Source organism: Novosphingobium sp. G106 (genome assembly GCF_019075875.1).
GTDB lineage: Bacteria > Pseudomonadota > Alphaproteobacteria > Sphingomonadales > Sphingomonadaceae > Novosphingobium.
On record NZ_JAHOOZ010000001.1, the window covers coordinates 2,641,622 to 2,665,959 of the forward strand.

At 61.7% G+C, this 24,338-nt stretch carries 22 protein-coding genes and 2 pseudogenes; 12 read left to right on the forward strand and 12 right to left on the reverse strand.

Features of this window, described 5'->3' with window-relative positions; all coding sequences use genetic code 11:
• Position 1: 1 nt before the first annotated feature.
• On the forward strand, positions 2 to 3,184 hold the full coding sequence (locus tag KRR38_RS12660) for an ATP-binding protein (RefSeq protein ID WP_217401991.1): 3,183 nt from the start codon (positions 2 to 4) through the stop codon (positions 3,182 to 3,184).
• Complete coding sequence (locus KRR38_RS12665; RefSeq protein WP_217401994.1) at positions 3,181 to 4,074, forward strand: response regulator; 894 nt, start codon at positions 3,181 to 3,183, stop codon at positions 4,072 to 4,074. The genes KRR38_RS12660 and KRR38_RS12665 overlap by 4 nt, the downstream gene beginning before the upstream one ends.
• Before the next feature lie 472 nt (positions 4,075 to 4,546).
• Here KRR38_RS12665 and KRR38_RS12670 read toward each other — a convergent pair whose 3' ends face one another.
• Positions 4,547 to 4,795, reverse strand: coding sequence for a hypothetical protein (locus tag KRR38_RS12670; RefSeq protein ID WP_217401996.1), 249 nt, complete (start codon positions 4,793 to 4,795; stop codon positions 4,547 to 4,549).
• A 945-nt stretch (positions 4,796 to 5,740) separates the two neighbouring features.
• Between KRR38_RS12670 and KRR38_RS12675 the strand changes: the two genes are divergently transcribed.
• Both KRR38_RS12675 and KRR38_RS12680 read left to right on the forward strand, forming a co-directional pair.
• A complete protein-coding gene (locus tag KRR38_RS12675; RefSeq protein ID WP_217401998.1) occupies positions 5,741 to 5,929 on the forward strand; it encodes a hypothetical protein in 189 nt (62 codons plus the stop codon).
• Between the two features lie 212 nt (positions 5,930 to 6,141).
• The gene (locus tag KRR38_RS12680; protein WP_217402000.1) at positions 6,142 to 6,408 is read left to right on the forward strand and encodes a DUF6429 family protein; all 267 of its coding nucleotides are present in this window, start codon (positions 6,142 to 6,144) and stop codon (positions 6,406 to 6,408) included.
• Here the strand turns inward: KRR38_RS12680 and KRR38_RS12685 are convergent.
• From KRR38_RS12685 to KRR38_RS12715, 7 genes and pseudogenes are all read right to left on the reverse strand, one after another.
• Positions 6,399 to 7,205: pseudogene (locus tag KRR38_RS12685) on the reverse strand (IS66 family transposase); the annotation flags it as partial. The gene KRR38_RS12680 and the pseudogene KRR38_RS12685 overlap by 10 nt on opposite strands.
• 75 nt (positions 7,206 to 7,280) lie before the next feature.
• The gene (istB, locus tag KRR38_RS12690) at positions 7,281 to 8,138 is read right to left on the reverse strand and encodes an IS21-like element helper ATPase IstB (RefSeq protein WP_217402002.1); all 858 of its coding nucleotides are present in this window, start codon (positions 8,136 to 8,138) and stop codon (positions 7,281 to 7,283) included.
• On the reverse strand, positions 8,135 to 9,391 hold the full coding sequence (gene istA, locus KRR38_RS12695) for an IS21 family transposase (RefSeq protein ID WP_217402005.1): 1,257 nt from the start codon (positions 9,389 to 9,391) through the stop codon (positions 8,135 to 8,137). The genes istB and istA overlap by 4 nt, the downstream gene beginning before the upstream one ends.
• 146 nt (positions 9,392 to 9,537) lie before the next feature.
• A pseudogene (locus tag KRR38_RS12700) lies at positions 9,538 to 10,374 on the reverse strand (IS66 family transposase); the annotation flags it as partial.
• A 72-nt stretch (positions 10,375 to 10,446) separates the two neighbouring features.
• Positions 10,447 to 10,788: an IS66 family insertion sequence element accessory protein TnpB gene (tnpB, locus tag KRR38_RS12705; RefSeq protein WP_036524680.1), complete on the reverse strand. Its 342-nt coding sequence runs from the start codon at positions 10,786 to 10,788 to the stop codon at positions 10,447 to 10,449.
• Positions 10,785 to 11,153, reverse strand: a complete 369-nt coding sequence (locus KRR38_RS12710; protein ID WP_217402007.1) for a transposase — start codon at positions 11,151 to 11,153, stop codon at positions 10,785 to 10,787. The genes tnpB and KRR38_RS12710 overlap by 4 nt, the downstream gene beginning before the upstream one ends.
• 624 nt (positions 11,154 to 11,777) lie before the next feature.
• Positions 11,778 to 12,179: a DUF3597 family protein gene (locus tag KRR38_RS12715; RefSeq protein ID WP_217402009.1), complete on the reverse strand. Its 402-nt coding sequence runs from the start codon at positions 12,177 to 12,179 to the stop codon at positions 11,778 to 11,780.
• 134 nt (positions 12,180 to 12,313) lie between these two features.
• On the opposite strand from KRR38_RS12715, the gene KRR38_RS12720 reads away from it, so the two are divergent.
• The 6 genes from KRR38_RS12720 (at position 12,314) to KRR38_RS12745 (ending at position 18,567) form a co-directional block, all read left to right on the forward strand.
• Positions 12,314 to 12,868, forward strand: a complete 555-nt coding sequence (locus KRR38_RS12720) for a DUF4142 domain-containing protein (RefSeq protein WP_217402011.1) — start codon at positions 12,314 to 12,316, stop codon at positions 12,866 to 12,868.
• A gap of 933 nt (positions 12,869 to 13,801) precedes the next feature.
• Complete coding sequence (locus KRR38_RS12725; RefSeq protein ID WP_309141040.1) at positions 13,802 to 14,176, forward strand: hypothetical protein; 375 nt, start codon at positions 13,802 to 13,804, stop codon at positions 14,174 to 14,176.
• Positions 14,177 to 14,368: 192 nt separating this feature from the next.
• Complete coding sequence (locus KRR38_RS12730; RefSeq protein WP_217402013.1) at positions 14,369 to 14,821, forward strand: PA2169 family four-helix-bundle protein; 453 nt, start codon at positions 14,369 to 14,371, stop codon at positions 14,819 to 14,821.
• A 241-nt stretch (positions 14,822 to 15,062) separates the two neighbouring features.
• Positions 15,063 to 15,296 carry a hypothetical protein gene (locus tag KRR38_RS12735; RefSeq protein WP_309141041.1) on the forward strand — a complete coding sequence of 78 codons (234 nt, stop codon included), beginning with the start codon at positions 15,063 to 15,065 and terminating at the stop codon, positions 15,294 to 15,296.
• Between the two features lie 310 nt (positions 15,297 to 15,606).
• Positions 15,607 to 16,398 (forward strand): exodeoxyribonuclease III, encoded by a 792-nt coding sequence (xth, locus tag KRR38_RS12740; protein WP_217402017.1) that lies wholly within the window; start codon positions 15,607 to 15,609, stop codon positions 16,396 to 16,398.
• Positions 16,399 to 16,656: 258 nt separating this feature from the next.
• Positions 16,657 to 18,567, forward strand: a complete 1,911-nt coding sequence (locus KRR38_RS12745; RefSeq protein ID WP_217402018.1) for an AI-2E family transporter — start codon at positions 16,657 to 16,659, stop codon at positions 18,565 to 18,567.
• 208 nt (positions 18,568 to 18,775) lie between these two features.
• On the opposite strand, the gene KRR38_RS12750 is transcribed toward KRR38_RS12745, so the two are convergent.
• From KRR38_RS12750 to KRR38_RS12760, 3 genes are all read right to left on the reverse strand, one after another.
• Complete coding sequence (locus KRR38_RS12750; RefSeq protein WP_217402020.1) at positions 18,776 to 19,045, reverse strand: GlsB/YeaQ/YmgE family stress response membrane protein; 270 nt, start codon at positions 19,043 to 19,045, stop codon at positions 18,776 to 18,778.
• 85 nt (positions 19,046 to 19,130) lie between these two features.
• Positions 19,131 to 19,268, reverse strand: coding sequence for an entericidin A/B family lipoprotein (locus KRR38_RS12755; protein ID WP_217402022.1), 138 nt, complete (start codon positions 19,266 to 19,268; stop codon positions 19,131 to 19,133).
• A 1,403-nt stretch (positions 19,269 to 20,671) separates the two neighbouring features.
• The gene (locus tag KRR38_RS12760) at positions 20,672 to 20,977 is read right to left on the reverse strand and encodes a hypothetical protein (RefSeq protein ID WP_217402024.1); all 306 of its coding nucleotides are present in this window, start codon (positions 20,975 to 20,977) and stop codon (positions 20,672 to 20,674) included.
• Between the two features lie 604 nt (positions 20,978 to 21,581).
• On the opposite strand from KRR38_RS12760, the gene KRR38_RS12765 reads away from it, so the two are divergent.
• Positions 21,582 to 22,781 carry an IS256 family transposase gene (locus KRR38_RS12765; protein WP_217401522.1) on the forward strand — a complete coding sequence of 400 codons (1,200 nt, stop codon included), beginning with the start codon at positions 21,582 to 21,584 and terminating at the stop codon, positions 22,779 to 22,781.
• Between the two features lie 528 nt (positions 22,782 to 23,309).
• Here KRR38_RS12765 and KRR38_RS12770 read toward each other — a convergent pair.
• On the reverse strand, positions 23,310 to 23,528 hold the full coding sequence (locus tag KRR38_RS12770; RefSeq protein ID WP_217402026.1) for a PilZ domain-containing protein: 219 nt from the start codon (positions 23,526 to 23,528) through the stop codon (positions 23,310 to 23,312).
• A gap of 349 nt (positions 23,529 to 23,877) precedes the next feature.
• Here KRR38_RS12770 and KRR38_RS12775 point away from each other — a divergent pair, with 349 nt between their 5' ends.
• Positions 23,878 to 24,168 (forward strand): hypothetical protein, encoded by a 291-nt coding sequence (locus tag KRR38_RS12775; protein ID WP_217402028.1) that lies wholly within the window; start codon positions 23,878 to 23,880, stop codon positions 24,166 to 24,168.
• Positions 24,169 to 24,338: the final 170 nt, after the last annotated feature.

Below are 24,338 nucleotides of genomic sequence, written 5' to 3' on the forward strand. Positions count from 1 at the left end.
CATGCACCGACCCACGCCTCAACCCACTGGCCAGCCGACCGGTCCGCCGAGCGCCCGCGTCGCGATCAAGCGGCAGCGGATCGTCGGTACGCGGCGAACCTACAACCAGTGGGTCAATGACCAGACGCTCGAAGACTATGCGCTGCGCTTCACCGCGGCGCGCGCGCGCGTCTGGTCGCCTGCCTGGGTTGGGAACACCGCGCTGGGCTCGATCGCGTTCCTCGCCTGCGAGGCAATCGGCGCGACGGTGACGATCTCCCACGGCTTCACCGCCATGGCCTGGGCTCTGGCCGCCGCCGCACTGATCTTCCTCATCGCCGGTGTGCCGATCTGCTATTACGGCGCGCGCTATGGCGTCGACATGGACCTGCTGACACGGGGTAGCGGTTTCGGCTACCTCGGCTCGACGATCACCTCCGCGGTCTATGCCTCGTTCACTTTCATCCTCTTCGCCATCGAGGCGGTCATCCTCTCGGCCGCGCTGCAACTTTGCTTCGGCATACCGCTGGCCCTGGGCCATCTGATCAGCGCGCTAATCGTCATCCCGATCGCTGCCTATGGCTTTAACCGGATCAGCCGATGGCAGAACTGGACTCAGCCGTTGTGGCTGCTGCTGCAGGTCGCGCCGCTGTTCTATCTGGCAAACCAGGGCAGCCCTGGTCTGGCGCTATGGCAGGGCTATGCCGGCACTACATCCGCGACCTCGCTACTGAGCTTCGGCGTGGCGCTTGCCGTGTTCCTCTCGCTGCTGCCACAGATCGGCGAACAAGTGGACTACCTGCGCTTTCTGCCTGAGAAGGAGACGGTCGGTACCCGGCGCTGGTGGTCTGCCTTGCTCCTGACAGGGCCGGGCTGGATCCTGTTGGGCGCCCTCAAGATCCTGATCGGCTCGTTCCTCGCCGTCGTCGCGCTGGGCGCTGGAATGAGCATGGCGGACGCGTCCAATCCCACCGCGCTCTACTTCATGACTTTTTCCGGGATCGTGGGCACGCCTGCCGGCGCCATCGCGCTGACCGGTGTCTTCGTGGCGCTCTGTCAGATCAAGATCAACGTCACCAACGCCTATGCCGGCTCGATCGCCAGCTCGAACTTCTTTTCGCGCCTGACCCACCGACACCCGGGCCGTGTCGTCTGGCTGGTGTTCAACACGATGATCGCGCTGATGCTCATGGAAGGCGGCATCCAGACCGTGGTCGAGCGCGTGCTGGCGCTCTACAGCAATTTCGCCGTCGCCTGGTTCGGTGCGGTGGTGGCAGATCTCATGGTCAATAAGCCGCTCGGCTTCAGTCCCAAGGGCATCGAATTCCGCCGTGCCTACCTCCACGACATCAATCCGGTGGGCGTTGGCGCGATGCTGGGCTCACTGCTTTGCTCAACCTTGTGCTTTGCCGGGCTGTTCGGATCTGTGGCGCAGGTGTTTTCGCCGCTTATCGGGCTTGTCGTCGCCTTTGCTCTCAGCCCCGCGATCGCCTGGGCGACCAAAGGCAAGTACTATCTCGCCCGCCCGTCGGACGACTTGTACGGCATTCTGGATGCCAAGGGCGAATGCGCCTGCTCGGTCTGCGAGAACAGCTTCGAAGCTCCCGACATGGCGATCTGCCCGGTCTATGAAGGGGCGATCTGCTCGCTTTGCTGTACGCTCGAAGCGCGCTGTCACGACGCCTGCAAAGACCGGCCGCAGTCTATCGAGCAGCTTGCGCGCGGCGTCCGCCGGCTGATGCCCTCGCGGCTGACGCACGAGCTTTACGTCCGTATCCTGCGTTTCCTCATCGCCTATGCCGTCGCCGGACTGATCATCGGCGCAGTTCTGCTGCTGATCTTCTACCAACGGCTTGGGTCGGGCGACGATGCCGAGACGCTGGCGGCGGTGCTGGGCTCGGCCTTCGTCGGGCTCATGGCTGCGAGCGGCTTCGCCGTCTGGTTCTTCGTGCTCGGCCGCGAAAGCCACCGCGCCGCCGAAGACGAATCGGAACGCCAGACTGCGATGCTGCTGGACGAGATCGAGGCCCACGCCCGCACCGATGCAGAACTGCAGCGCGCCAAGGACGCGGCCGAAGCCGCAAACCTCGCCAAGAGCCGCTACATCATCGGCATGAGCCACGAGATCCGCACGCCGCTCAACGCGATCTCGGGCTATGCCCAGTTGCTCGAGCGCAATCCCGAGCGCCCTCTGGCCGACGCGATCCGGGTGATCCGCCGCAGTTCTACCCACCTCGCCGACCTGGTCGACGGACTGGTCGACGTGTCGCGGATCGAGAACGGTTCAGTGCGGCTCTCGCGCGACCGGGTAAACCTCGTCGACCTGATGGACCAGATCGTCGACATGTTCCGCATGCAGGCCGCGACACGCGGAATCGAGTTCGAGCACACGCGGCCAGTGGGCCTCCCCGCGACGATCTTCACCGACCAGAAGCGGCTAAGGCAGATCCTGATCAACCTTGTCTCGAACGCGATCAAGTATACGCCGGCGGGCTCTGCGGCGCTCCACATCCACTGGCGCAATCCCGTGGCCGAGTTCATCGTCCAGGATACCGGCGTCGGCATCGATCCGGCCAGCATCGACCGCATATTCGAGCCGTTCGAGCGGCTGGAGATCGTGCGCGGGCAGCCCGGCGTTGGGCTCGGCCTTACCATCACACGCATGCTGGTCGACATCATGGGCGGGCAGCTGACCGTGGAAAGCCAGCCGGGCGTCGGCAGCACATTCCGGGTCAAGATGTTCCTGTCCGAGGAAGTGCTGCCCGATGACGCACGGTTGCCGGCCGCCGCCTTGCCGCGAACCAACCTGCCGCGCCGCCGCGTGCTCGTGGTGGACGACGACCAGGCGCACCTCGATCTGATCCGCGATGTCCTGGCGCCGCACAACCTCGAGCTCGACTGCGCGGCAAACGGCGAGGCGGGACTTGCTGCATTTAGCGCCAGCCCGCCCGATCTCGTCATCATGGACGTCGCCATGCCGGGAATGGACGGTTGGCAGGCGGCGCGCCGGCTGCGCGAGGAACACGGCGATGCGGTACCGATCCTGATGGTTTCGGCCAATGTCCACGATTTCCAGCGCGCCCGCCGCCCGGACGATCCGCACGACGATTTTCTGCTGAAACCCTACGAAGTAGATGCGCTGATCGACCGGATATTCCTGCTGCTCGACATCGAAGCCAGCGGGACAGAGATCGGCACGCCATGACTGCGCGCATCCTTATCGTCGATGACGATACCGCCACACTCTCCATGCTGAGCGATTTCGTGGAAGCCGAAGGATACCTGTCGGAAATCGCCGTAAACGGCGAGGAAGCACTGCTGCTGCTGGGTGCGGTCTCGCCAGACATCATCCTGCTCGACGCCGTAATGCCCGGGCTCGATGGTTTCGAGACCTGCCGACTGATCAAGGGCCGAGAGGGCGCCGCGCACGTTCCCGTGATCTTCATGACCGGCTTGTCAGAGACTGCGCATGTCGTTCAGGGCCTCGAAGCAGGCGGGGTCGACTATGTCACCAAGCCGCTAGCGCTCGATGCGCTGGCAGCAAGAATCCGGGTTCATCTCGGCAATGCGCGTACCACCCGCAGCGCGCTGACTGCGCTCGACAGCGCCGGTACGCGGCTGCTTTCTTGCGACGATTCCGGCAAGATCGGCTGGGCCACACCAGAGGCCCAGCGCCTGCTCGATGAACTGGATCTCGCCGCGGTCGAGGCCATGCGTGACTTGCTGCGCGAAATGGCACTGTCGGACGCCCCTGCGACGGACGACTCCCAGCCGACCTTTGATTGCGGCGGCCAGCGTTTCCTGGTGACACTGCTCGGGCCTGCCGCACCGGGCGAGCATCTCTTCAAGCTCACCCGCTCGACGCGGGGAATAGAACCACAACTGCTTCAGCAAGCATTCGGCCTCACCCCGCGCGAAGCCGACGTGCTGTTGTGGACAGCGCGGGGTAAGTCCAACAAGGACATGAGCGAAATACTCAACATCAGCGCTCGAACCGTGAACAAGCATCTCGAGCAGATCTTCATCAAGATCGGCATCGAGAATCGCGCTTCCGCAACGGCGGCCGCAGCGCAGGTTATATTCCGCTCTCAATAATCCATTTGCCGTGAGACGTAAGTCTGCGTCGATGGCCCCGTCCGTTTCCAGCTGAACGAAGGACGGCTTTCGACATGAAGAAAATTGCTCGCGAATGTCCGCATTGTCGGCGTTCTCTCCTGTTGCGTAGCCTGTTGAGGCGACAGGAGGATTCTGCTGGGAAAAATGCCAGCGTTGTTATCCAATCTCCGCGCGCCGCGAATTACCGAATGGCCGGATGCGAATGATGTCCAAATCGGCCAGCCTTTCTCCTGAGACCGGTGTGAGGCGGCTCGGGGGTCGGACCGCTGAATGTGAAACAGGGGCTGGACTGGGGGGTTGAGCCTCCAAGAACAGCACCGCCATTGCGACAAACTGCCCGCTCAAACGCACTAGGGGCGAGACGAGCGCGACTGACAAAATAATGCGAATTCGAGGAAGGGGTCAAAGTCAGCCACACGATCCGCGTCGCTAAATAATCGCTTGAGGCCTATCAAAAATCATCCTCGCGCCGGTCTGCTTTTAGCGCATTGAGCTCATCTGCCATCTGACGGAAGTCCGCTGCGACACTACGGGGGTCAGAAATCGCCCGGTGTCGCATAGTTGACCATTGTCGTTGATAGGCGATCAGCACATGCCGCTCTACGCCCACTCGGACAGCATCGTCATAGGCATCGCGAAGCTCTCGATCCGCATCGAGGATTTGAGGTCTCATGCATCGGGCAAGATCCAGGCCGTTCATCCCTTTGCATAACCGGTCAGATAGCGCGCGAGGCGCTCTTGGTAAGATTGTTCGTGCGATACGCTGCGGGGGCTTTTCCACGAGAGTAAGCGCCGCCGGACGCGCTTTCGAATAAGGCTTTTCGGCCGCGGGAACCGCAGTACGTTTGCTAACAGCGCCTGGTTGCGTGGTGAGAGCGACCCGCGCCTGAATTGCCTCCCCGTGATCAAATGCGTTCGGCCGCACGGCGATCGTGGTAAGCGGCATGGGGTCTTGTGTCGGTGCCGGGCTAAGAGTGCCGCGCTGTGCGAGACCAATCGAAACCGCCAATACTCCCGCGACCACGATGCCCGTAAGAGCTAGCGTCCGACCTTTCCCCCAAGGCTTGGCAGCACAAGAACTAGCATCAGACTCTAACGCCTGGGACTTGGCCGATGTTTCACTGCTTGAAGACGACGCCGGCTCATCGACGCCAGTGAATCTTGGATAATGTCGGCTAGGCTCCCATTGCGGGAATGCGTCACTTTCATCAATCTCCCTAAACCGCGGGTAAGCCCGCCCAGCATCCCATTCAGGACCCGGCATGTTTTCGGCCGCGCGTCCCTGATTTGAATTGCGGTCAAACCGAAAAGGCATCGGATTTCGTCCTGACCAAGCCGAACATGGAGAAACTGCGTGACGCTAACGAGCGTAGCGGTTTTTGGTTCCAGCGGCTTCGGGTGTCCCTCGTACGACGACTGAAATAAGCGATACGGCGAATTTCGGGCTTCGCAACGAGGCGGGGAATATCGCAGTCACAGGTCCCAACAGCGCACTTGCGCACCCGGTTCCAAACTTTGGAGATTCCAATGAAACTGAACGAAACGTCTCGCGTTAAAGCGCTGGCTGGGTGACGAATCCCCGGGGAGAGCTGTGCCAACTTCTCCGCCGCATCGCAATCCAGCAGACCCTGTTTGGATGGCACACATGGCACTCGTGATGATCTTAATGGCGTTGATCATCGTCATGGGATGCGGCGCGATCGCTTGCCGCCGACAAGCCAAGGATTCCGAAAAAACTCGCTACATTCATGCGCACATTGATACGGCCTCAGGATCGTCTGGCGTTTCGCGCGCTATCGAGACAGTCTTCAGACGCCATTCCCCACGCGGTTGATAAGATCGTCGCGTCACATCAGTAGATAGGCTAGATCACGGCGCCATAGACATTCCCTGCGGTAAAGTGGAAAGAGAAGTGCAGAGGGAATGTTTCGAAAAGCGCCGCGCACGATGCTTAGAACTGTCTAATGGTGCCTCCGTAGCCATCCGGCGAAGGCCGCAGGATAGGATGAGCGGTGCTATATCAGTTCCTGCGAAGGGAGCTGACGGATGGCCGAGCCTGAGATGGACACCGAGCTGATTGACGAGGCGGTGTTGGCGCTGCTGTTTCTGACACTGCACAAAGATCGGACCTCAGAGCCGCTTTGGCGTGCGTGGAAGTCGTTCGACTGGGATGCGATGGCTCGCCTGCACGCGAAGGAGCTGATTTTCGATCCGGTTGGTCAGGCGAAGTCCGTCGTGTTGACGCAGGAGGGGCGGCGACGCTGCGAAGAGGCATATTATCGCCTCTTTGCCAGGCGGGATCGTCAGGCCTGAGCGGCTACAGCGTTCCAGTTCCAGGGCAGCAGTTGGTCGAGCTGCCGGGCGGGATGCCCAGCGATGCGGGCGAGCACGTCTGCGAGCCAAGCCTGCGGATCGACATCGTTCAGGCGAGCGGTCTGGATCATCGTGTAGAGCACCGCGGCGCGCTGGCCGCCACGATCGGATCCGCAAAACAGCCAGGCCTTCCTTCCGAGCGGCACGCAGCGCAGAGCGCGTTCCGCAGCGTTGTTGGTCAGGCAGACCCGGCCGTCGTCAAGGAAGCGGGTGAAGGCGTCCCAGCGCCGGAGCATGTAGTTGATGGCCTTGGCGAGATCGTGGTTGCGCGACAGCCTGGTGAGCTGTGTGGTGAGCCAAGCATGGAGCTCAGCCATGAAGGGCGCGCTCAGTTCCTGGCGTACAGCGAGCCGCTCGGCCGCGTCTTTGCCGTTAATGCCGCGCTCGACATCGAACAGGGCATCGATCCGCTGCACAGCCTCGAGCGCGATCGGATAGATGATGCCGGCTTGCTCGCCGCGGCTCTTCTTGCGGGCCGCACTGGCAACGTCGGCCAGTTCGAAGAACTTGCGCCGCGCGTGGGCGAAGCAGCTAGCCTCGAGCACGGGCGCTGGCATGCGTCCGGGAGCGTAGAGCTCTCCGTAGCCGCCATAAGCATCGGCCTGCAGGATCCCTGACCACGACGCGAGATGCGCCCTTGGATGTTCGCCGCGCCGATCGCGCGAGTAGTGGAACAGTGCCGCGGGCGGATCGGCGCCGGCGAACGGCCGATCATCGCGCACGTAGACCCACAGTTGTCAACGGGCACCGAACTTTCCCCAGATGTGGGCGCCCAAAATTCCCTACGTTGGCGGTTTTGGACGGAGCGGTGATCAGCCGTATTCGTGATCGGGCTTTCCTTTCATCGGTGGTCGCCCGCGGCGCTTTGGCGGGTGCGGATTGAACGGGGCGCCGTTGCGGACGTTTTCGGGCACGAGCGCCGCGTGCTCACGCATGCGGTAGCTGGAGCCTTCGATCTGGATGACGACGGCGTGGTGCAGCAGCCTGTCGAGCAGCGCGGTGGCGACGACAGGATCGCCGAAGACCTCTCCCCATTCGGCGAAGCCGCGATTGGAAGTGAGGATCATGGCGCCCTTTTCGTAGCGGGCGTTGACGAGCTGGAAGAACAGGTTGGCGCCGCCGGGCGTGACCGGCAGGTAACCGATCTCGTCGACGACCAGCAGCGATGCCCTGGTGAGGAAGCGGATCTTCTCCCTCAGTGTGCCTTCACGCTCGGCTTTGGCAAGCTGCGCGATCAGATCGGCGAGCGGGATGAAGTAGACTGCTTTGCCGGCGCGGACGGCCTCGACGGCAAGTGCTGTAGCGATGTGGCTTTTGCCGGTGCCGGGAGGGCCGAGCAGATGGACGACCTCGGCTCGTTCGATAAAGTCGAGGCCGGCGAGCGCCAGGATGCGGTTCTTATCGAGCGATGGCTGGAAGGAGAAGTCGTAGCCGGCCAGGGTCTTGACCACAGGGAGCCGCGCCATGCGCAGGGCAGCCTTGATCCGGCGGTTCTCGCGCAGCGAGAGCTCTTCGCCCAGCAGCTCATCAAGCGCTTCGATGCCATCGATCTGACCCTGCTCGATGCGCCGCAGGGTGGCATCGAGGATCTCGAGTGCGCGCGGCATCTTGAGCATGACGAGGCTGCGGCGGATGGAGTCGACGCGCGAGGATGGTGCCGCACCGTTCATGGCCGCCCCTCCATCGCCAGGCTCGCGCCGATCGCCTCATAGACCGCCAGCGAACGCAGTGGCACATGGTCGCCGATCCGGCCGATCATTGTCATGGGCCTCTCCGGCGTTCGCGGCTGCGGCCGTCCGGTGCGATGGCGCCGGTCGATACGATATTGCCGGCGCCCTTCGAGCACGGGATGCTCGGCGACGACGATGCCGCGGTCGATGATGCGCACCAGATCCGGCAGCTGCTCGATCTCGACGAGCCGGCGGGTCCGGTCGGGCACGCTGTAGAAGTTGCCGCCAACCGCGACGAAGCCATCATGGGTAACCCGCCGCTCGAGCTTCAGGACGGCGTTGAAGCGATGGTCGGGGAGCCGCTGAAGTTCCCCCTGTTCCTCGGCTAGGGCCTCGGCCACCACGCGTTGGGTCGTCCCGTGCACGCGTGCATTGGCGACCGTATCGAGCCAGTCGATGAGCTGGACATTGAGGTCCTCCATGTTGCGGAAGGATCGCCCCAGGAAGAAGTCCTCGCGGATATAGCGGAAGGGCCGCTCAACCTTGCCCTTCGTTTTTGCGCGATAGGGACGGCAGGCCCTGGGCTGGAAGCGGTAATGCTTCGCCAGCGCCAGCAGCGAGGTGTTGTAGACAATGTGGCCCTGATCATCCTCGCCGGTCACCGCCGTCTTCATGCGGTCGTAGAGGATCTCGATCGGCACGCCGCCCAGCGCCTCGAAGGCCTGCATGTGACAGCGCAGCAGCGTCTGCAGGTCCTGGTGCAGCACATAGCGGGCAAACAGGAACCGCGAGTAGCCCAGCACCAGGCTGAACAACCAGACGATGCGCACCACCCCCGGCTCGTCGGTGAACTCGACGACGAAGCGGGCGAAGTCGACCTGGCCCTGCACACCGGCCTTGGTCTCGAAGCGGACCTCGTAGGGCTTGGGATCGTGCTCGGGCCGGATCGCGGCGAGGTATCGCTTCACGGCGGTATAGGCGCCGGCGTAGCCCATCTCCCGGATCTCGCGGGTCAGCCGCGAGGCCGTGAGTTCGGGAAACGCGGTGACCCGCTCGCGCAGGAACTCCATGTACGGCGCGATCTTGCACGGACGCCCCAACTGGCGCGGGCCGTACGCCGGCACCTCGACGCCGCGCTCGATGTATTTGCGAATGGTCTTGGGATCGCGGCCCGTCCGACGGGCGATGGCGGTCACCGACAGCCCCTGCCGGTGCAGCTCCAGTATCATCATGGCTTCTCCAAGTCGGATCATCGGCGGGCCTCCCGCAGGAGGTCATCGCGCCGATTTTGGCGTTGCCCAATGAGCCGGGGTTAACCCCGGCTCATTGGGCAACCAGGTCCAACAATCAGGGAATTTTCAAAGCCCACTTTTGCGGAGAATTACACGCCCACTGACAACAGTCTGGCAGTATCGGTCTTCACCTTGGCCATGACGGGCACGGTCGTATCGTCGCCATGCAATCGCTCGGCGGCGAGGACCTGCGCCTCGATGAGGCGATAGAGCGGCATTAGCGCAAAGGCGGCGGCACCGACTTGGTCGGCAAGCGTCGAGGTGCTGAGCGGCACCCCCTCGCGGGCGAAGCGCTCAGCCTGGCGGTTGAGGGGCTGGTGCTGGCCGTACTTCTCGAACAGCAGCATGGCGAGGAAGCTGGGGCCAGCCCAGCCACGCGGCACGACGTGGAAGGGCGCCGGCGGCTGTGTGATCGTCTCGCAGTCGCGACAGGAGAATTTCTCGCGCACGGTCTGGACGACCTTCCAGGCGCGCGGGATCACCTCGAGCGTCTCGGTGACGTCCTCGCCAAGCTTGGACAGCCTGCTGCCGCCGCAGGCCGGGCAAGAGCACGGCGCCGGCACGATGACCCGCTCGCGCGGCAGGTGCTGGGGAAACGGCTTCCTGGCCGGCCGCTTGCGTTCGAAGGCGGTGACGGTCGCGGTCTTCTCGGCCGCGACCTCGGCAGCCAGATCGTCCTCGGCGGCGTCGGCCTCGAGATCTTCGAGCTGCAGTTCCATCTGGTCGAGCAGGCGGCGGGTGCGCTCGGCGCTGGCGCCGTACTGCTCGCGCCTGAGCTTGGCGATTTGCAGCTTGAGGTGCGCGATCACGGCCTCGGTGGCGCTCTCGCGGGCATGGGCATTGGCGAGCTTGGCCTCGGCCTCATTGGCCCGCTGGGTCGCACTCGCCAGCAGCGCCTTGAGCGCTTCGATATCGTCAGGAAGGGGCGAAACGGCGGCTTCCATGACCGCGATGGAATCACAGAATGGGGTCCGAATGAAGCCCAAAATGCGCGGGCGACGAAGAAAGCGAACGCGTTATCCGGCGCTCTGCGGACGCCAGGAATACTGCGGGTTCCGCCAGTCGATCCCGTCGAGCAGGCAGGCGAGTTGCGAGGCTGTCAGCGACACCATCCCGTCCTTCGCCGAAGGCCAGACGAAGCGTCCCTTCTCGAGCCGCTTGGCGTAGAGCGACATGCCGATCCCATCGTGCCAGATCAGCTTCACCAGAGATCCGGCGCGCCCGCGGAACACGAACAGATCGCCGCCATGGGGATCGCGCTTGAGGCCCTGTTGGACCAGCAAGGCCAGTCCCTGCATCCCCTTGCGCATATCCGTGTGCCCCATCGCAATCCACACCCGCGCACCCGAAGGGATCATCGCAGCGCCTTCAACGCTGAGGCCACCAGCGCCGGCGAAGCCGAAGCAAAGATGCTGATCCGCTTGCCGCGCGCCAGGTCGATGACGATCGCCGGTTGCACACCCGCGTGCGGGCCCTCCGCATCCTCGATCATCACGGCCGCGGCGAAACCGGGAGCCGCCAGATCGTCCAGCTCGGGCTCGGAGTGAGCATCGCGCAGCTTACGCCTCCACGTGTAGACCAGCGCGGTCGACACATCACGTCGCCGTGCGACCTCGGCGACGCAGGCCCCGGGCGCGAAGGCCTCGCTCAGGATCTCCAGCCGTTCCTCGTCGCTCCAACGGCGGCGCCGCTCCGGCCCGGAAAACACCGTGATCTGACCCATCGACCGCTCCTAAGCGCACTCTTAGGAGCGCACTTAAGACCGGTCGCTCACCTCATCGGCAAGGCGGGGCCCGCCGGATGGGTACGTGCCTCCGATCCCGATGTAAGAAGCTTTCACGCTGAACAAGCACTCCACTATGAGCGGGCGATCTATGATCTCGGCATCGTCGATCCGGTGACGCACGACGGGCCTAAGTTCCGATCGTTGCGATTTCGTGAGGTTAAAGCAAAAGCGTGACCAACGTTGCGTAGCCGAGGGCTGCAAATTTCAACCTATTGCGCATGTCTTTCCTTTATTGCGACGCAGGCCGAGAAACCATCTGGGTTCGTTCACCTGTGCCTAACCGTTGATAAGCTCGCCGCGGCGAGCCGCATCGGCTAACGTTTCGATCGATGTCCAGCCGATTTGCCCGGCCGGATCGGCAGACCGCTGCTCTGCGTGTGATCGGGTCACTGCGGCCACCGAAAAAACAAACCCGAGTGCCAGGGGTTCCGATAACCAGGAATAACCAACCCACCTGAACGGGACAGTGGCTGCGTCTGTGGCTTGCAAAAGCCCTGGCAATCTATTTGGATCAGGACGGGGCCAAAGCGATAAATCACTGCAACGGTAATTCCTCGGTGGTCAGCTTCTCAGGCTGTCCGGAACCACACCGCCGCTCACCGCGAGCTTTTCCATCACTGTCTTGTGGAGTGCGATGTTCTGCTCGGCCGATCCGTCCGCGCCGGCGTGGACTCCGAGCTCGTCCGCCAGCTCCTTGCGCGCCGGGAGGCTTGAATCGAGATCGAGCAGCTTGAGCAGGTCGACGATCGAGCTCTGGTAATTGCCGCCGTGGTCGCTTTTCATTGAGGCCATGGCTTCGAGCACCGCGCCGACGTCAACTGCTGTTGGCGGCGGCGCGGCAGGTTCGGCCGCCGGAGCCGGGGCGGCGGGGGCGGCCTGTGGCGCTGGCGCCGCTTCGGGCGTGGCCGCCTTGGCCGTGTCGTGGTGGAAGATCTTGTTCAGGATATTGCCGAAGATGCTCATAGCTCGTGCTCCTGCTGGCTACAGGCGATAACGTCCGGGAGCCGGAAAGGTCGCCCCATCGGGAAATTTCATCAGGAACGTCTGGCGTCCGGGGCAGTTCAGGCAAGTGAACCCTGCCAAGATGGGAGCCTGAAATGAAATATCCGGTATTGATCGCCGTCTCGCTCGTCGCGCTCAGCCTCGGCGGCTGCGGCAAGAAGGAGGAAGCCGTGCCGGCTGCTGTCGCCTCGGACAGCATGTCGACAGAAGCGCCACCGGCTGCAGCGATGAGCCCCGGCCAGACTTTCGCCAATGCCGCTGCCGCCAGCGATGCTTTCGAGATCGAATCCTCGCAGCTGGCCGAGAGCAAGGCGACTTCGCCGAAGGTGAAGAACTTCGCCGCGCAGATGATCAAGGCGCACACCGACTCGACCGCCAAGCTCAAGACCGCGGCGGGCTCGGCTTCGCCGGCGATCGTGCCCGACACCGCGTTCAGCGATGCACAGCGCCAGGCGCTGTCCGATCTCGGCGCCAAGACCGGCGCCAATTTCGACGGCGCCTATGCCAAGGCCCAGGTCGACGCCCACCAGGCGACGCTCGACGCGGTGAAGGCCTATTCCGCGAACGGCGACGTGCCCTCGCTCAAGGCTTTCGCGACCGGACTGGTGCCCGTCGTCACGGCCCACCTCAACATGGCCAAGGGCCTCTGAACGGGGGCCTTGGCTGGATGCCGGAACAATTTCTGGCTAACCAACGTGCTTCGGCACCGATGATTTCGAGCTACAAGTCCTCGGGATGCAGAGCGACCTGAAGAATGGCAGGTCGCTTCAGACAACGCTTTTTCGGCCCAGTGATGCGTTATCGTCAGCAAACGTCACCGTCTGTTGCTCGATGGTAAACGTTCGATCGAAGCTTTCAGACGTGCTGCAGCAAACGGCAGAGCGCGCGCGCCGTGCTCCATCCAAATTCGCTTGGCGGAAGCGCGCACGAACATTGGAGCCGGTTTGATCTGCTTCATACGGCGGGTTATCGCACCGCCTCCTCTGATCTGGCCAGCCTAAAGGCCTGTTTCACCAGCAAAGCATCGCCTTCAAGCTGAAAATCGATGACCACACGGTTCCCCTTAGGCCTCGCCTTGTAGACGCCCGAGGCGGATTGTTTGAGGAGATCCAGAGCAGAACGCACATCCTTCCACGGGACGGAGACGGAATGGGATTCAAGCATTTGGTCAGATTGGTCAGACCGACGGGCGCCGCAAGAACATAGGTTAAGTGCTTAAAAGGGACCATATTGGTCCGAGGCACCTAAGGTGATTATGTCCCTGTATTTCGAGAACGCCGTCCGGATTCTGCCATGATGCGTCCGAGCAACATTCTAAGGGTTTTGAAACCGCTTTGGAACGGTTCGCAATCAAAACCCCTTATGGAGATGGCGGGCAAGATCACGCGCTCGACGCTTTGGGGGCACGATCAGATGAGACGCAAGGTAACTTACGGGGGGAACAGTGTCTTACGGGAGCGGCGCTCTTCGTCACGGCAGCTTGGACCGCTGACTACTGTAGCAGATGGAATCCGCTGAGCTGTCATGGCCCCGATCCATCCTTGATGAAATACGCGCGCTAGGCGGTAAGACGGCATCCGGGCGTGATCGCCGGGACCGAGCTAGATGATCGTTCGCTTATTCGTGCACGCGCCGCATCAGAAGGGGAAGCCATTAAGCCCATCGTCAAATCAGCGTTGCTGGGATCTGCCATTCTGCTGGGAATGAGCCTTTCGGCCTGCGACAGCAAAAAGGAAAACGCCGAGGAAAAGCAGGCCGACGCAGTTCGCGCATCGGCAGATGCGACAGCCGATGCGCTGAAAGCGACCGCCGACAAGAAAGACCCGGTAACGGACGGTGTCGATTCCCCGGCGGAAAACGCCCAGGAATCCAAAGCCACCGCCATTCGCGAAGCGGGTGACGCCAAGGCGGACGCCATGGAAAACAAGGCGGACAAGCGTGATAAAGCTCCCGAATAGCCAGACCATTCGCAACTAAACGTGAGGCCGCGGGAAAACTCCTGGGGCCTTTTCATTTCGGCCGGCACTCCGCTGATGGGACCCAGTTGCTCGGCTCGGCGGAGCTTTCTTCAATCAAGATCACAAGCACGGAACCGTGAGCGTCGGGTCACGTTGGAAAGGCACTAGCCCTCATCTGACAGGTATCCCAACATGACCACAATCACCAAAGACGTATCGATCCTCAACTCCCTCATTGCCACCCTTCTCGATAGCATCGACGGTTATCAGAAATCGGCCGGTGACATCGAAAACAAGGCGCTCGCCGACAAGTTCACCGCTCGTGCGCGCGAACGGCAGTCCGCCGTAACGAAGCTGCAAGCCGCAGTCGCTTCTGCGGGCGGCAATCCGGAAGATGACGGTACACTCCTCGCCGGTGCCCACCGAGCGTTTATCAGTCTGAAGGAGGCAGTTTCGGGAAAGGACGATAAGGCAATCGTCGCAGAGATCGAACGCGGCGAAGACCATCTGAAAGAAAAGTTCGAGAAGGCATTGGCAGATACAGATCTTTCGCCCGCTGGCCGGGCTGCGGCTGACGAAGCGTGGCAATCGGTGCGTGCCGGACACGATGAGATGAGCGCTCTGAAGCATTCCATGGGCGCGTGATCCGCCGAAAGTGATTGAGAGAAGCCCCCGTTTCGACGGGGGGTTTCTTTTTGTCATCAACCGGTCGAGCGGACTCTCAACAGACGCTTCCACGTTCTAGATTATTTTACGGAGGCTCGCGTTACCTCGCCGCAACGCCAGGTTACGGAACGGCCTCGCCCCCTCATCCGTTGGAATGCGGACGGGCCGAGAAAGCAGAGGAGCTGTCATGCCTATCTCGAAACTTAGCGCAGTCGAGCGAGTGGCCCGCGTAATCGCGGCCGACCGGCTGAGCGCGAACGCGGAAGGCTTTGAAACTTCGGCCGCCGATGAAGTTGATGCCGAGTGGCGACTCTACATCGGACAGGGGGTGGCAGTTTTGAAGACGCTTCGCGAGCCCGATATCGTCATGGCCAACGCAGGCGATGCAGACGTTTGGCACGCGATGGTCGCAGCGGCACTCGTCGACTTTGACGGTGATCCTTCGCAGGACTAACGGTGGGATGGCTGGCCTACAGTCGTCATTGGAATGACGGCAGATGCCTGCCCCAACTCCCTGATCTTCGTAGAGCGCAGCGGCCGTCAACCCTACGTGCAAGTTGGAGCGGCCTCATCGGCTCAAAATTGCCGAACCTCGTCCGCTTTAATTGCTGGCAACTTCGGCTAGCGAAAATCGTGCGCCGAATGGCAGCTATGTCGACGGAATGAGCGCTCTGGTCCCGGCGGGGGCCGATCGGAGGCCCGCATCGGCAGGATGAACCCGGCGGGGGCTGGAACGACTTCAGGTCAAAGCACTTCCCATCTCCATGCGGATCGCAAGTTACAACGTGAACGGCGTCAACGGGCGGCTCGACGTTCTCCTGCGCTGGCTTGCGCTCGCAGAGCCGGAGGTCGTCTGCCTGCAGGAGTTGAAGGCACCGCAGGCAAGCTTTCCGGACGGCGCCATTCGCGATGCCGGCTACGACGCTATCTGGCATGGCCAGAACCGCTGGAACGGCGTCGCGATCCTCAGCCGCGTCGGCGCTATCCAAGAGACGCGCCGCGGTCTTCCCGGGGATCCGAGCGATGCGCAGAGCCGCTATATCGAGGCGGCCGTGAACGGCGTGCTCATCGCCTGTCTCTATCTCCCCAACGGCAATCCGCGGCCGGGACCAAAATTCGACTACAAGCTAGGCTGGTTCGAGCGCTTGAGCGAACATCTCGCCAGCCTCGCTTCGCTGGATGCGGCGGTGATCGTCGCCGGCGACTTCAATGTGATGCCGACCGATCTTGACGTCTATGCGCCCGAGCGCTGGCAAGACGACGCGCTGTTCGCGCCCGAAATGCGCGATGCCTATGCCAGGCTCCTCAAACAGGGCTGGACGGACGCGCTGCGCAAGCTTCACCCGAACGAGGCGATCTACACATTCTGGAAGTACTGGAGGCAATCGTTCGAGAGGGATGCGGGCCTCAGGATCGATCATATCCTGCTCAACGCCAAGGCCGCGGCGATGCTCGTCAGGGCCGACGTCGATCGACGACCGCGCGGATGGGAGAAGACCAGCGATCACGCGCCGGTATGGATCGAACTCGGAAGAGTTGCGCGGCGGGAACCCTAACATCGATCGATAGGAAATCATCAGCGGCTCCGAGATAGCCGCCGGTCACCGGACCTATCTTGGTCGGCGACCGTCCAAAGTCGGACACGTTTTGCCGTAGCCCGGCTACCCGTCGGCGCCAGCAACGGCGCCAGGAGCCTGACGCCGTGCTGATCAGGACTGCGAGGACTTGACGAAGGCCGCCAATAAAATTCCTGCAGAGCTGAAATCATATCGCCGTCCTCGTGCGTTGCACGAGGGTGAGTGACGGGGCCAAGTATGACGCAGGACAACACTTCAGGCTATCGGGACACTGTTACCGGACGCAGCGAGCCTGACCCGCCAGCGCCTGGCGCGACCCAAATCCCTCCCGCTTCTTCCCCGGAGATCAAGAGCCTTCTTGGAATTGTCGTCGCGGCGCTTTGCGTGACTGCGCTCTATTTCGCGAAGGACGTGCTCATCCCGGTCATGCTCGCGGTGATGCTCTCGTTCGTTCTATCGCCGTTGGTAAACCTGCTGCAGCGCATGCGATTGTGGCGTGCGCCCGCGGTCATTGTCGCCGTGCTGGCTACCTTGGGGGTGATCGGCCTGATCGGGACCTTGATCGGCAGTCAGGCTGCAGCCTTGTCCACCAATGCACCGCAATATGCCCGCACGATCGAGGCAAAGGTTGAAGGCGTTCAGAGCTACGCGGTGACGAGCATTGCCGCGATCACTAAGATGTTCGGCACCGCAAAGCGCAGACCGAGACCAGGTGAACCCGCCCCGCCGGTGCTGACACCAGCTTTACCGGGATCATCGGTAGGCGCGGGCGAGGTGCGCCGCCCCGTCCTCGTCGAGATGGCGCCAGAGGAAGCGTCTCCGATTACGATCGCCCGAGCCATCCTCGCGCCAATCATTGGCCCTTTGGAAACGACGTTCATCGTGCTGGTCGTGGCAATTTTTGTTCTTTTGCAGAAGGAAGATTTGAGGGACCGCTTCATCCGGGTATTTGGATCGCACGATCTCCATCGCACGACGCTCGCGATGGACGATGCCGGCCAGCGGCTCAGCAACTATTTCCTTTCTCAGCTGCTTGTGAACACAGGATTCGGGATCGTGATCGGCCTAGGCCTATGGGCGATCGGCCTGCCCTCGCCGGCGATGTGGGGAATCCTTGCAGGGCTGCTGCGCTTCGTGCCCTATATAGGCTCGTTTATTGCCGCGATTGCCCCGATCGCGCTCGGCGCGGCGATCGATCCGGGCTGGATGGTGGCGATTTACGTGGCGTTGCTGTTCGTCATCGTCGAGCCCCTCATCGGCTATGTCGTTGAACCGATGCTCTATGGTCATTCGACAGGCCTTTCCCCCGTCTCCGTGATCATCTCTGCGGTGTTCTGGACCTGGCTATGGGGCCCGATCGGCCTGATCATGTCGACGCCTCTGACGCTCTGCCTGGTCGTACTGGGCCGGCACGTCAAAAACCTCGAATTCTTCGATGTTCTCCTCGGAGACCGGCCAGCTTTGTCGCCGGTAGAGACATTCTATCAGCGCATTCTCGCCAACAACCCCGACGAGGCGCTGGTCCAGGCGGAGCAGTTTCTGAGCGACAGGCCGCTCATCCAATACTACGACGAGGTCGTACTGGAAGGCTTGAAACTAGCTGCTGACGACGAGGCGCGTGGCACGATCGATCGCAGCCGGTCAATCCAGATGGTCGGCTCGATGAGCGAGGTGATCGAGGATCTTGGCGACCAGGCCGCAGCGGGTCAGGCCATGCCAGCGGCGGAAGGCGTGACCGCGCCGAACGTCGTTTGCATCGCCGGGCGGGGCTCGTTCGATGCCAGCATTTCGGCAATTATCGTCCAGCTACTTGAGAAGCGCGGCATCACAGCGCAGATTCTCCCGCTCGCCAGCTTATCGCGCGAGGCGATCGCCTCACTCGACCTGGATGGGTTCGACATCATTGTGTTCTCCCACCTCGGTCTCTCGAGCGCACCCTTGCGCCTCCTCCGCCGGCTGCGACAGCGCGCTCCGGTAGCGAAGATTCTGGTTTGCCCCTGGCCTGGGGGCGAGAGCGTTCCCAACGCGCCAGCCGAAATGCCGGGCGCCGATGACTACTGCGAGTCTTTCAGGAAGCTATTGGACTCGATTGCAAGCGATGCGAATGCGCAAACGGCCGGTCGCACCGAGCCGGCCGAACTCGCATGAGCGGCGAATTGATCCTTCAATGTAATGGTGGGCGTTTCGGGCGGGATCGTTAGCCGTGTACAAAGACCGCCTTCTCCCCTTGTTAGAGTTACCAGTCCTCGTTCCTGCGTTGCTGGAAAAGAAGAAGGCGCACCGCCGAAGCGATACGCCTTCCCTGGGCCACTTGCTGATCGAGGAGCGCGTGCCGGCCCTCTCTCGGCAAGATGGATTAACGAACCGAACCGCGGCGGAACAGGTTCACGATCGCGAGCAGCACTACCGCACCGAGGAACGAAGCCAGAAGCGACATCACGTCGAAATGCCCACTGGTAATGGGGGCGCCGCCGATCAGCGGGGTGATGAGAAATCCAGCGACAAGCGCACCGACAATGCCGACGACGACATTAAGAATGACGCCCTGCTGGGCATCCGTGCGCATAACGAGACTGGCGAGCCAACCAATGACACCGCCAACTACGAGCAAAATAATGAGGCCCATTTTCTCTCTCCGAGTTGTCTAATCACAAAACGCAGCGTGCTCGCTGATCGTTCCTTAATAATTTTAGATCACACTTTCTGGCACATTAATTCTTAGCATCATTGGCAGTATTCTCGACCGCCTTGCCTGCCGATTGCATGTCCTTGCCGGCTCCAGCGGTGGTGTTGCAGGCTGTCAGGGCAAAGCTGGCGGCCAAAGCGGCGAGAATGATGAGTTTCGGCATCGGGGTTCTCCAAACAGAGTCAGAAACTCAACCCTTGGGACTAGGTTACGTTCCTCTTGATCCCGAGAGAGTGTGATGGGATCGGCCGCAGAGAGGCGCTAAGCCGTTTTCCTCGCCCGTTCTCTCATCATGTGCCGGGTCTGAAGTCTGAGATTGTGCCTGCACAAAAGCCCCCGCGGCTTGAGCGGGGGCAAGGTTTGGGGCCTGCCGCGTTAAGGGGGGAGCGGCACTTCTCGCGCTGCTGTTGGGGAAAACGCGGCGAATGAGTTAAACGCTTGCGAACGTTCTAGTATCCGCTGGCAAAAGAACCCCCGCCGAAGCGGGGGAAGATTGTGCGTTTGCCATGGGTTATCAATCCGTGACGCGATGACACTAGTCGGGGACGACGACGACCGGAAATTGGTTTTCGCAAAGGTAATTAAGCGTGATGGTTGCAATCGACACTGAGCATTAAACTTGCAATCTGAATGCTGCACGTGAATGCCGCCATCGACCGGATTGCGACGGCAGCACGCCAGAGTAATCCATGTTAACGCGCCCGGCGAAGCGACCTGCCAAGCGCTGCTCCAAAGGGGCGCGATATGCAGGCATTATTCGTGATGGCCGTCGGGGCGTTGGTGGCTGCCAGTGGTCTGGCAATCATCTATTGGACGGATCGCAAGCGAAAGGAGCGCACCGCTCGTGACCGTCTCCAAGCCAGTGAAGTGCAAAGAAAACCCCCGCCGAAACGAGGGTAAAGGTCATCCCCTAAGTTATTATGGGCCGGTGTTCCCCGCACCGGCAGCGTGCGCCCTTCGATGTTGCGAACCCAAGGACACCGTGCTGCCATGACGGCGCTGCGGGAAACGATCCGCAGCTAGTTGGGAAAATTCAATGCGTCGTGACCAGTTCGGCGGGGAACCTCGCCAATTATCACGCGTAACTAACGGGGCGATCGCCAGGTACATCCTCCAAAAGGGCTGAGGTCTGTGGCGGTAACCTGCCATGGACGGACGCGGTCAATACCACCTGGCGAGCCATACACGATCGAGCTGGAGCCGGCGCATGGAATGGGAACAATTTCTAATCGATGAGCGAGCGCGGAAGCTCGCACACGTCCAGGTCCTGATGTCCGGAAGCGTCACGATAATCGCCAGGTTCGGGGAAGGATCGGAGGATGTGTCGGCTGAAATTATTCGCGAGGATCTCCGGCTCATAACTAACATTGAGCAGATTTTAGAAACGGAAGGTTCGGAACATTCGCGCCGGGCATTGCGGACCGGCTAACGCATCAGCGCCCGCAGGAGCGACCGCGGCTTACAGCTTAGTGCGGCGACTGCCGTTCGCGCGCACGAGCGGACGGCCGAAATGAAAAGGCCGCAGGAGTTTTCCCGCGGCCTCACGTTTAGTTGCGAATGGCCTGGCTATTCGGGAGCTTTATCACGCTTGTCCGCCTTGTTTTCCATGGCGTCCGCCTTTGCGTCACCCGCTTCGCGAATGGCGGCGGCTTTGGATTCCTGCGCGTTTTCCGCCGGAGAATCGACACCGTCCGTCACCGGATCCTTCTTGTCGGCGGTCGCTTCCATAGCATCGGCGGTCGCATCTGCCGATTGGCGAACTGCATCTGCCTGTTTCTCCTCGGCATTTTCCTTTTTGCTGTCGCAAGCCGAAAGGCTCATTCCCAGCAGAATGGCAGATCCCAGCAACGCTGATTTGACGATGTACTTCATGGCTTCCCCTTCTGGTTCGGCGCGTCCTGGCGCACCCATACATGCGCGGTAGGGTGGCCAAGACGCTGCTCTGTGCCCTGTCAGGCTTTCTGCAAACCCGTCGTGCCTACGGCCGTTCCCGAGGTTGATTATTATCAATGCCGCTAAGCCCATGGCACAAAAAAACCCGGCCGGAGCAGGGGCAGAGTGTGCGTTTGCCATAGGGTATCAACCTGTGACCCGATGGCGCTAGACAATGATCCTACCGATCAGAAATTGGTTTTTCACAAAGGTGATGAAGCGTGACTACCGTTGAGCCAAACGGTCCCCAGCCCTCGGCCGGATGAACTAGATAACCGGCACGATCACACGTCGATCGGAAGAATCACGAGTCGACCGCGGCCATCGAGACAGTCACACCGCAGGCGATTTAGGTGACGCCTCGACCCGTTGAACAAGACGCCCGGGTCGTGCCCCGGATGGTGGTGTAGCTCGAGGGTAGCGAAGCTGACCGGACGCGCGCTTTCCATATAGCGCTGTAGCGGCCGGTCAGGTTCGCGGGTGGTCATCGGAGATCTTCGGATAAGGTTGGGTTGCAACACTCAACTTGAACGAGGACGTTCCGATGACCGAAGACATGATGGACCTGCAGGCGCTGGTGGGAAAGAGCCCGGATGCGGATTTTCTGCGCGATATGATCGGCTTTGCCGCGCGGCGACTAATGGAGATGGAGGTCGGCGGCCTGACCGGGGCCGCTTACGGCGAGAAGGACGTCGAGCGCCTGGCCCAGCGCAATGGCTACCGGGATCGCGACTGGGAGACCCGGGCGGGCACGGTCGAGCTGCGCATCCCCAAGCTGCGCAAAGGCAGTTACTTCCCCGGATTTCTGGAACCCCGGCGGATGGCCGAGAAGGCGCTGACCGCTGTCATCCAGGAAGCGTACATCCAGGGAATCTCGACGCGATCGGTCGATGATCTTGTCAAGGCCATGGGCATGAGCGGCATCTCGAAGAGCCAGGTAAGCCGGCTCTGCGGAGAAATCGACGGGCGCGTGAAAGCCTTCCTCGAGCGGCCCATCGAGGGCGATTGGCCATACGTCTGGATGGATGCGACTTACATCAAGGTCCGGCGAGCAGGCCGGATTGTGTCGGTCGCCGTCATCATCGCCGTCGGCGTCAACAGTGACGGTCGCCGCGAAGTGCTCGGCATGGCGATCGGCCATTCCGAAGCCGAGACCTTCTGGACCGACTTCCTGCGTAGCCTGGCTCGCCGAGGCCTGCGCGGCGTGAAGCTCGTGATCTCCGATGCCCATGAGGGCATCAAGGCGTCCATTGCCAAGGTGTTCAGCGCAACCTGGCAGCGCTGCCGCGTCCACTTCATGCGCAATGCCCTGGCGCATGCCGGAAAGAGCGGGCGCCGGGTCGTATCGGCGTTCATCGCCACGGCCTTTGCGCAGGAGACACCTGAGGCCGCAAAGCTTCAATGGCGCTCAGTTGCAGACCAGCTTCGTCCCTCGGTCCCCAAGCTCTCTGCCTTGATGGACAGCGCCGAAGAGGACGTCCTGGCCTACATGACCTTCCCGCCGCAGCATCGCACCAAGCTTCACAGCAACAACCCCATCGAACGCCTCAACGGTGAGATCAAGCGGCGGACCGATGTCGTCGGAATCTTCCCCAACGATGAAGCGATAACCCGCCTCGTCGGCGCTATCCTCCTGGAACAGAACGACGAATGGGCGGTCCAGCGCTGCCGCTACATGAGCCTTGAGAGCGTCGCGGGATTGAGCGACAATGCCATCATCACGTTGCCAAGCATGGCAGCCTGATCAATCCGGCTTAGCCGGAGATCGACGTGGCCACGCCCGCGATCCTACACCACGCCATGGGGCACGATCAGACGCCCGTACGGAGGCAATATTCTTGCGCGCGCCTCGCGGCGCCTAATCCGGCCCTCCGAGTGGTACCAGCGAGCTGAGAGCACCAGGCTAGCCAGCGCGGCAAATACCTCGAGTAGCAGGAAAACGAGGTGCATTTGATGTTCAGATGCAAACAAACTGCCGCCGACTAAAAGGTGGCTCCGATCCGACGGCGGCAGCCTGGCCCTCAAGCGAATGGCAGCTCAAAAGGTTGCCGCTCATTCCGCCAAGTAGATCATTCTACGGGGCGCTGTCATCGGACTGTCTGGTCTCGTCGCTGCGTCCCGCGACATTGGGATACGCTACACATCGCTGGGACAGATCAGCGCGAAGGGCCAAAAGCAAAAACGAACATAGAGCAATGAACCGGCAGAGATTTATCTTTGAACTGGGCGCCGCCCCTCGCCCGACGAGAATGCCCCCTTTGGTCGCGTTCATTCAGCGCGAGGAAGACCAGGCCTTTTGCAGGTGAATGGCGACGGCTCCGTATAGCGGTCTTTCAAACTCGATGCCTGCATAGCCTCGATGCACCCAGCGAACCACGCCTCGCAGCGGTTCGAATTCAAGCGGCCGGAGGCTGACGCGAAGGCCTTCGCTGACCGGAACAGCCTTGGTGAATATGCGACAGCCCTCTGCCGTAAGGTCGACGATGGCCACATCACCCGCCCGGCCTGTGGCGGTTCGGCAAACGGCCTCCATAATCACCGACTCCCGCGAAGCCCGACGCTTATGCTGACGATTTTGCATTTCCGTGTTCCATTGGGCCCCGCGATAAGGCTTCAGGACTTCTTTTCGGCGGCTTCCGCGACAAGCCGTCCGCGCGCTGCGAGTTCGTCCCATGTCCGCGCCGCACGTAAATGACGCTCGCGGACATTTGCCAAAGTCGCACCTTCGGCGAGTTGTCGCTCTCCTTCGGCGCGTTCCCGACATTCGGCGATGGAGTAGGTTGTCATGACGACCACATTCGCGGGTAAAGCCCTAGGATCGGCGGAGGGAGATGCCTCGATTGCCCAAGGCATCTCCCCCTCACGGGTTATCTGCAGATGCGAACGCGGTGATGGTGCCTCCACTCTGTCCGGCAGTGACGATGGTGGTTGCGCCAACCGTTGTGATTGCCGTTATCGTGGCGATCCATCCGCCGATCGTCATGCCGGATGGCACCCTGATGCATCGCGTTGTCGCCATGATTCATCTGCGCGTAGGCAGTAGAAGTCGCTGCGATGCCGACGGCGAGCGCCGCGGCGAGTATCCTCCTCAGCATTATGTTCTCCTTGTTGGGCATACCCTGCCACGATAACAAACGACTGAGTTCCCGGCGGGTTGCGCGCAAAACGAACGATCGGCAGTAATCGCGACCATTGCACGGGCTCCCCAATGACCGGCTAGCCGGCGCGCACCGCGAGTGGCCAAAGAGGGCAGACTGTTGTCTGGCGTGGGCATTCAGGCCAATCACCTTGAGAGGCACTC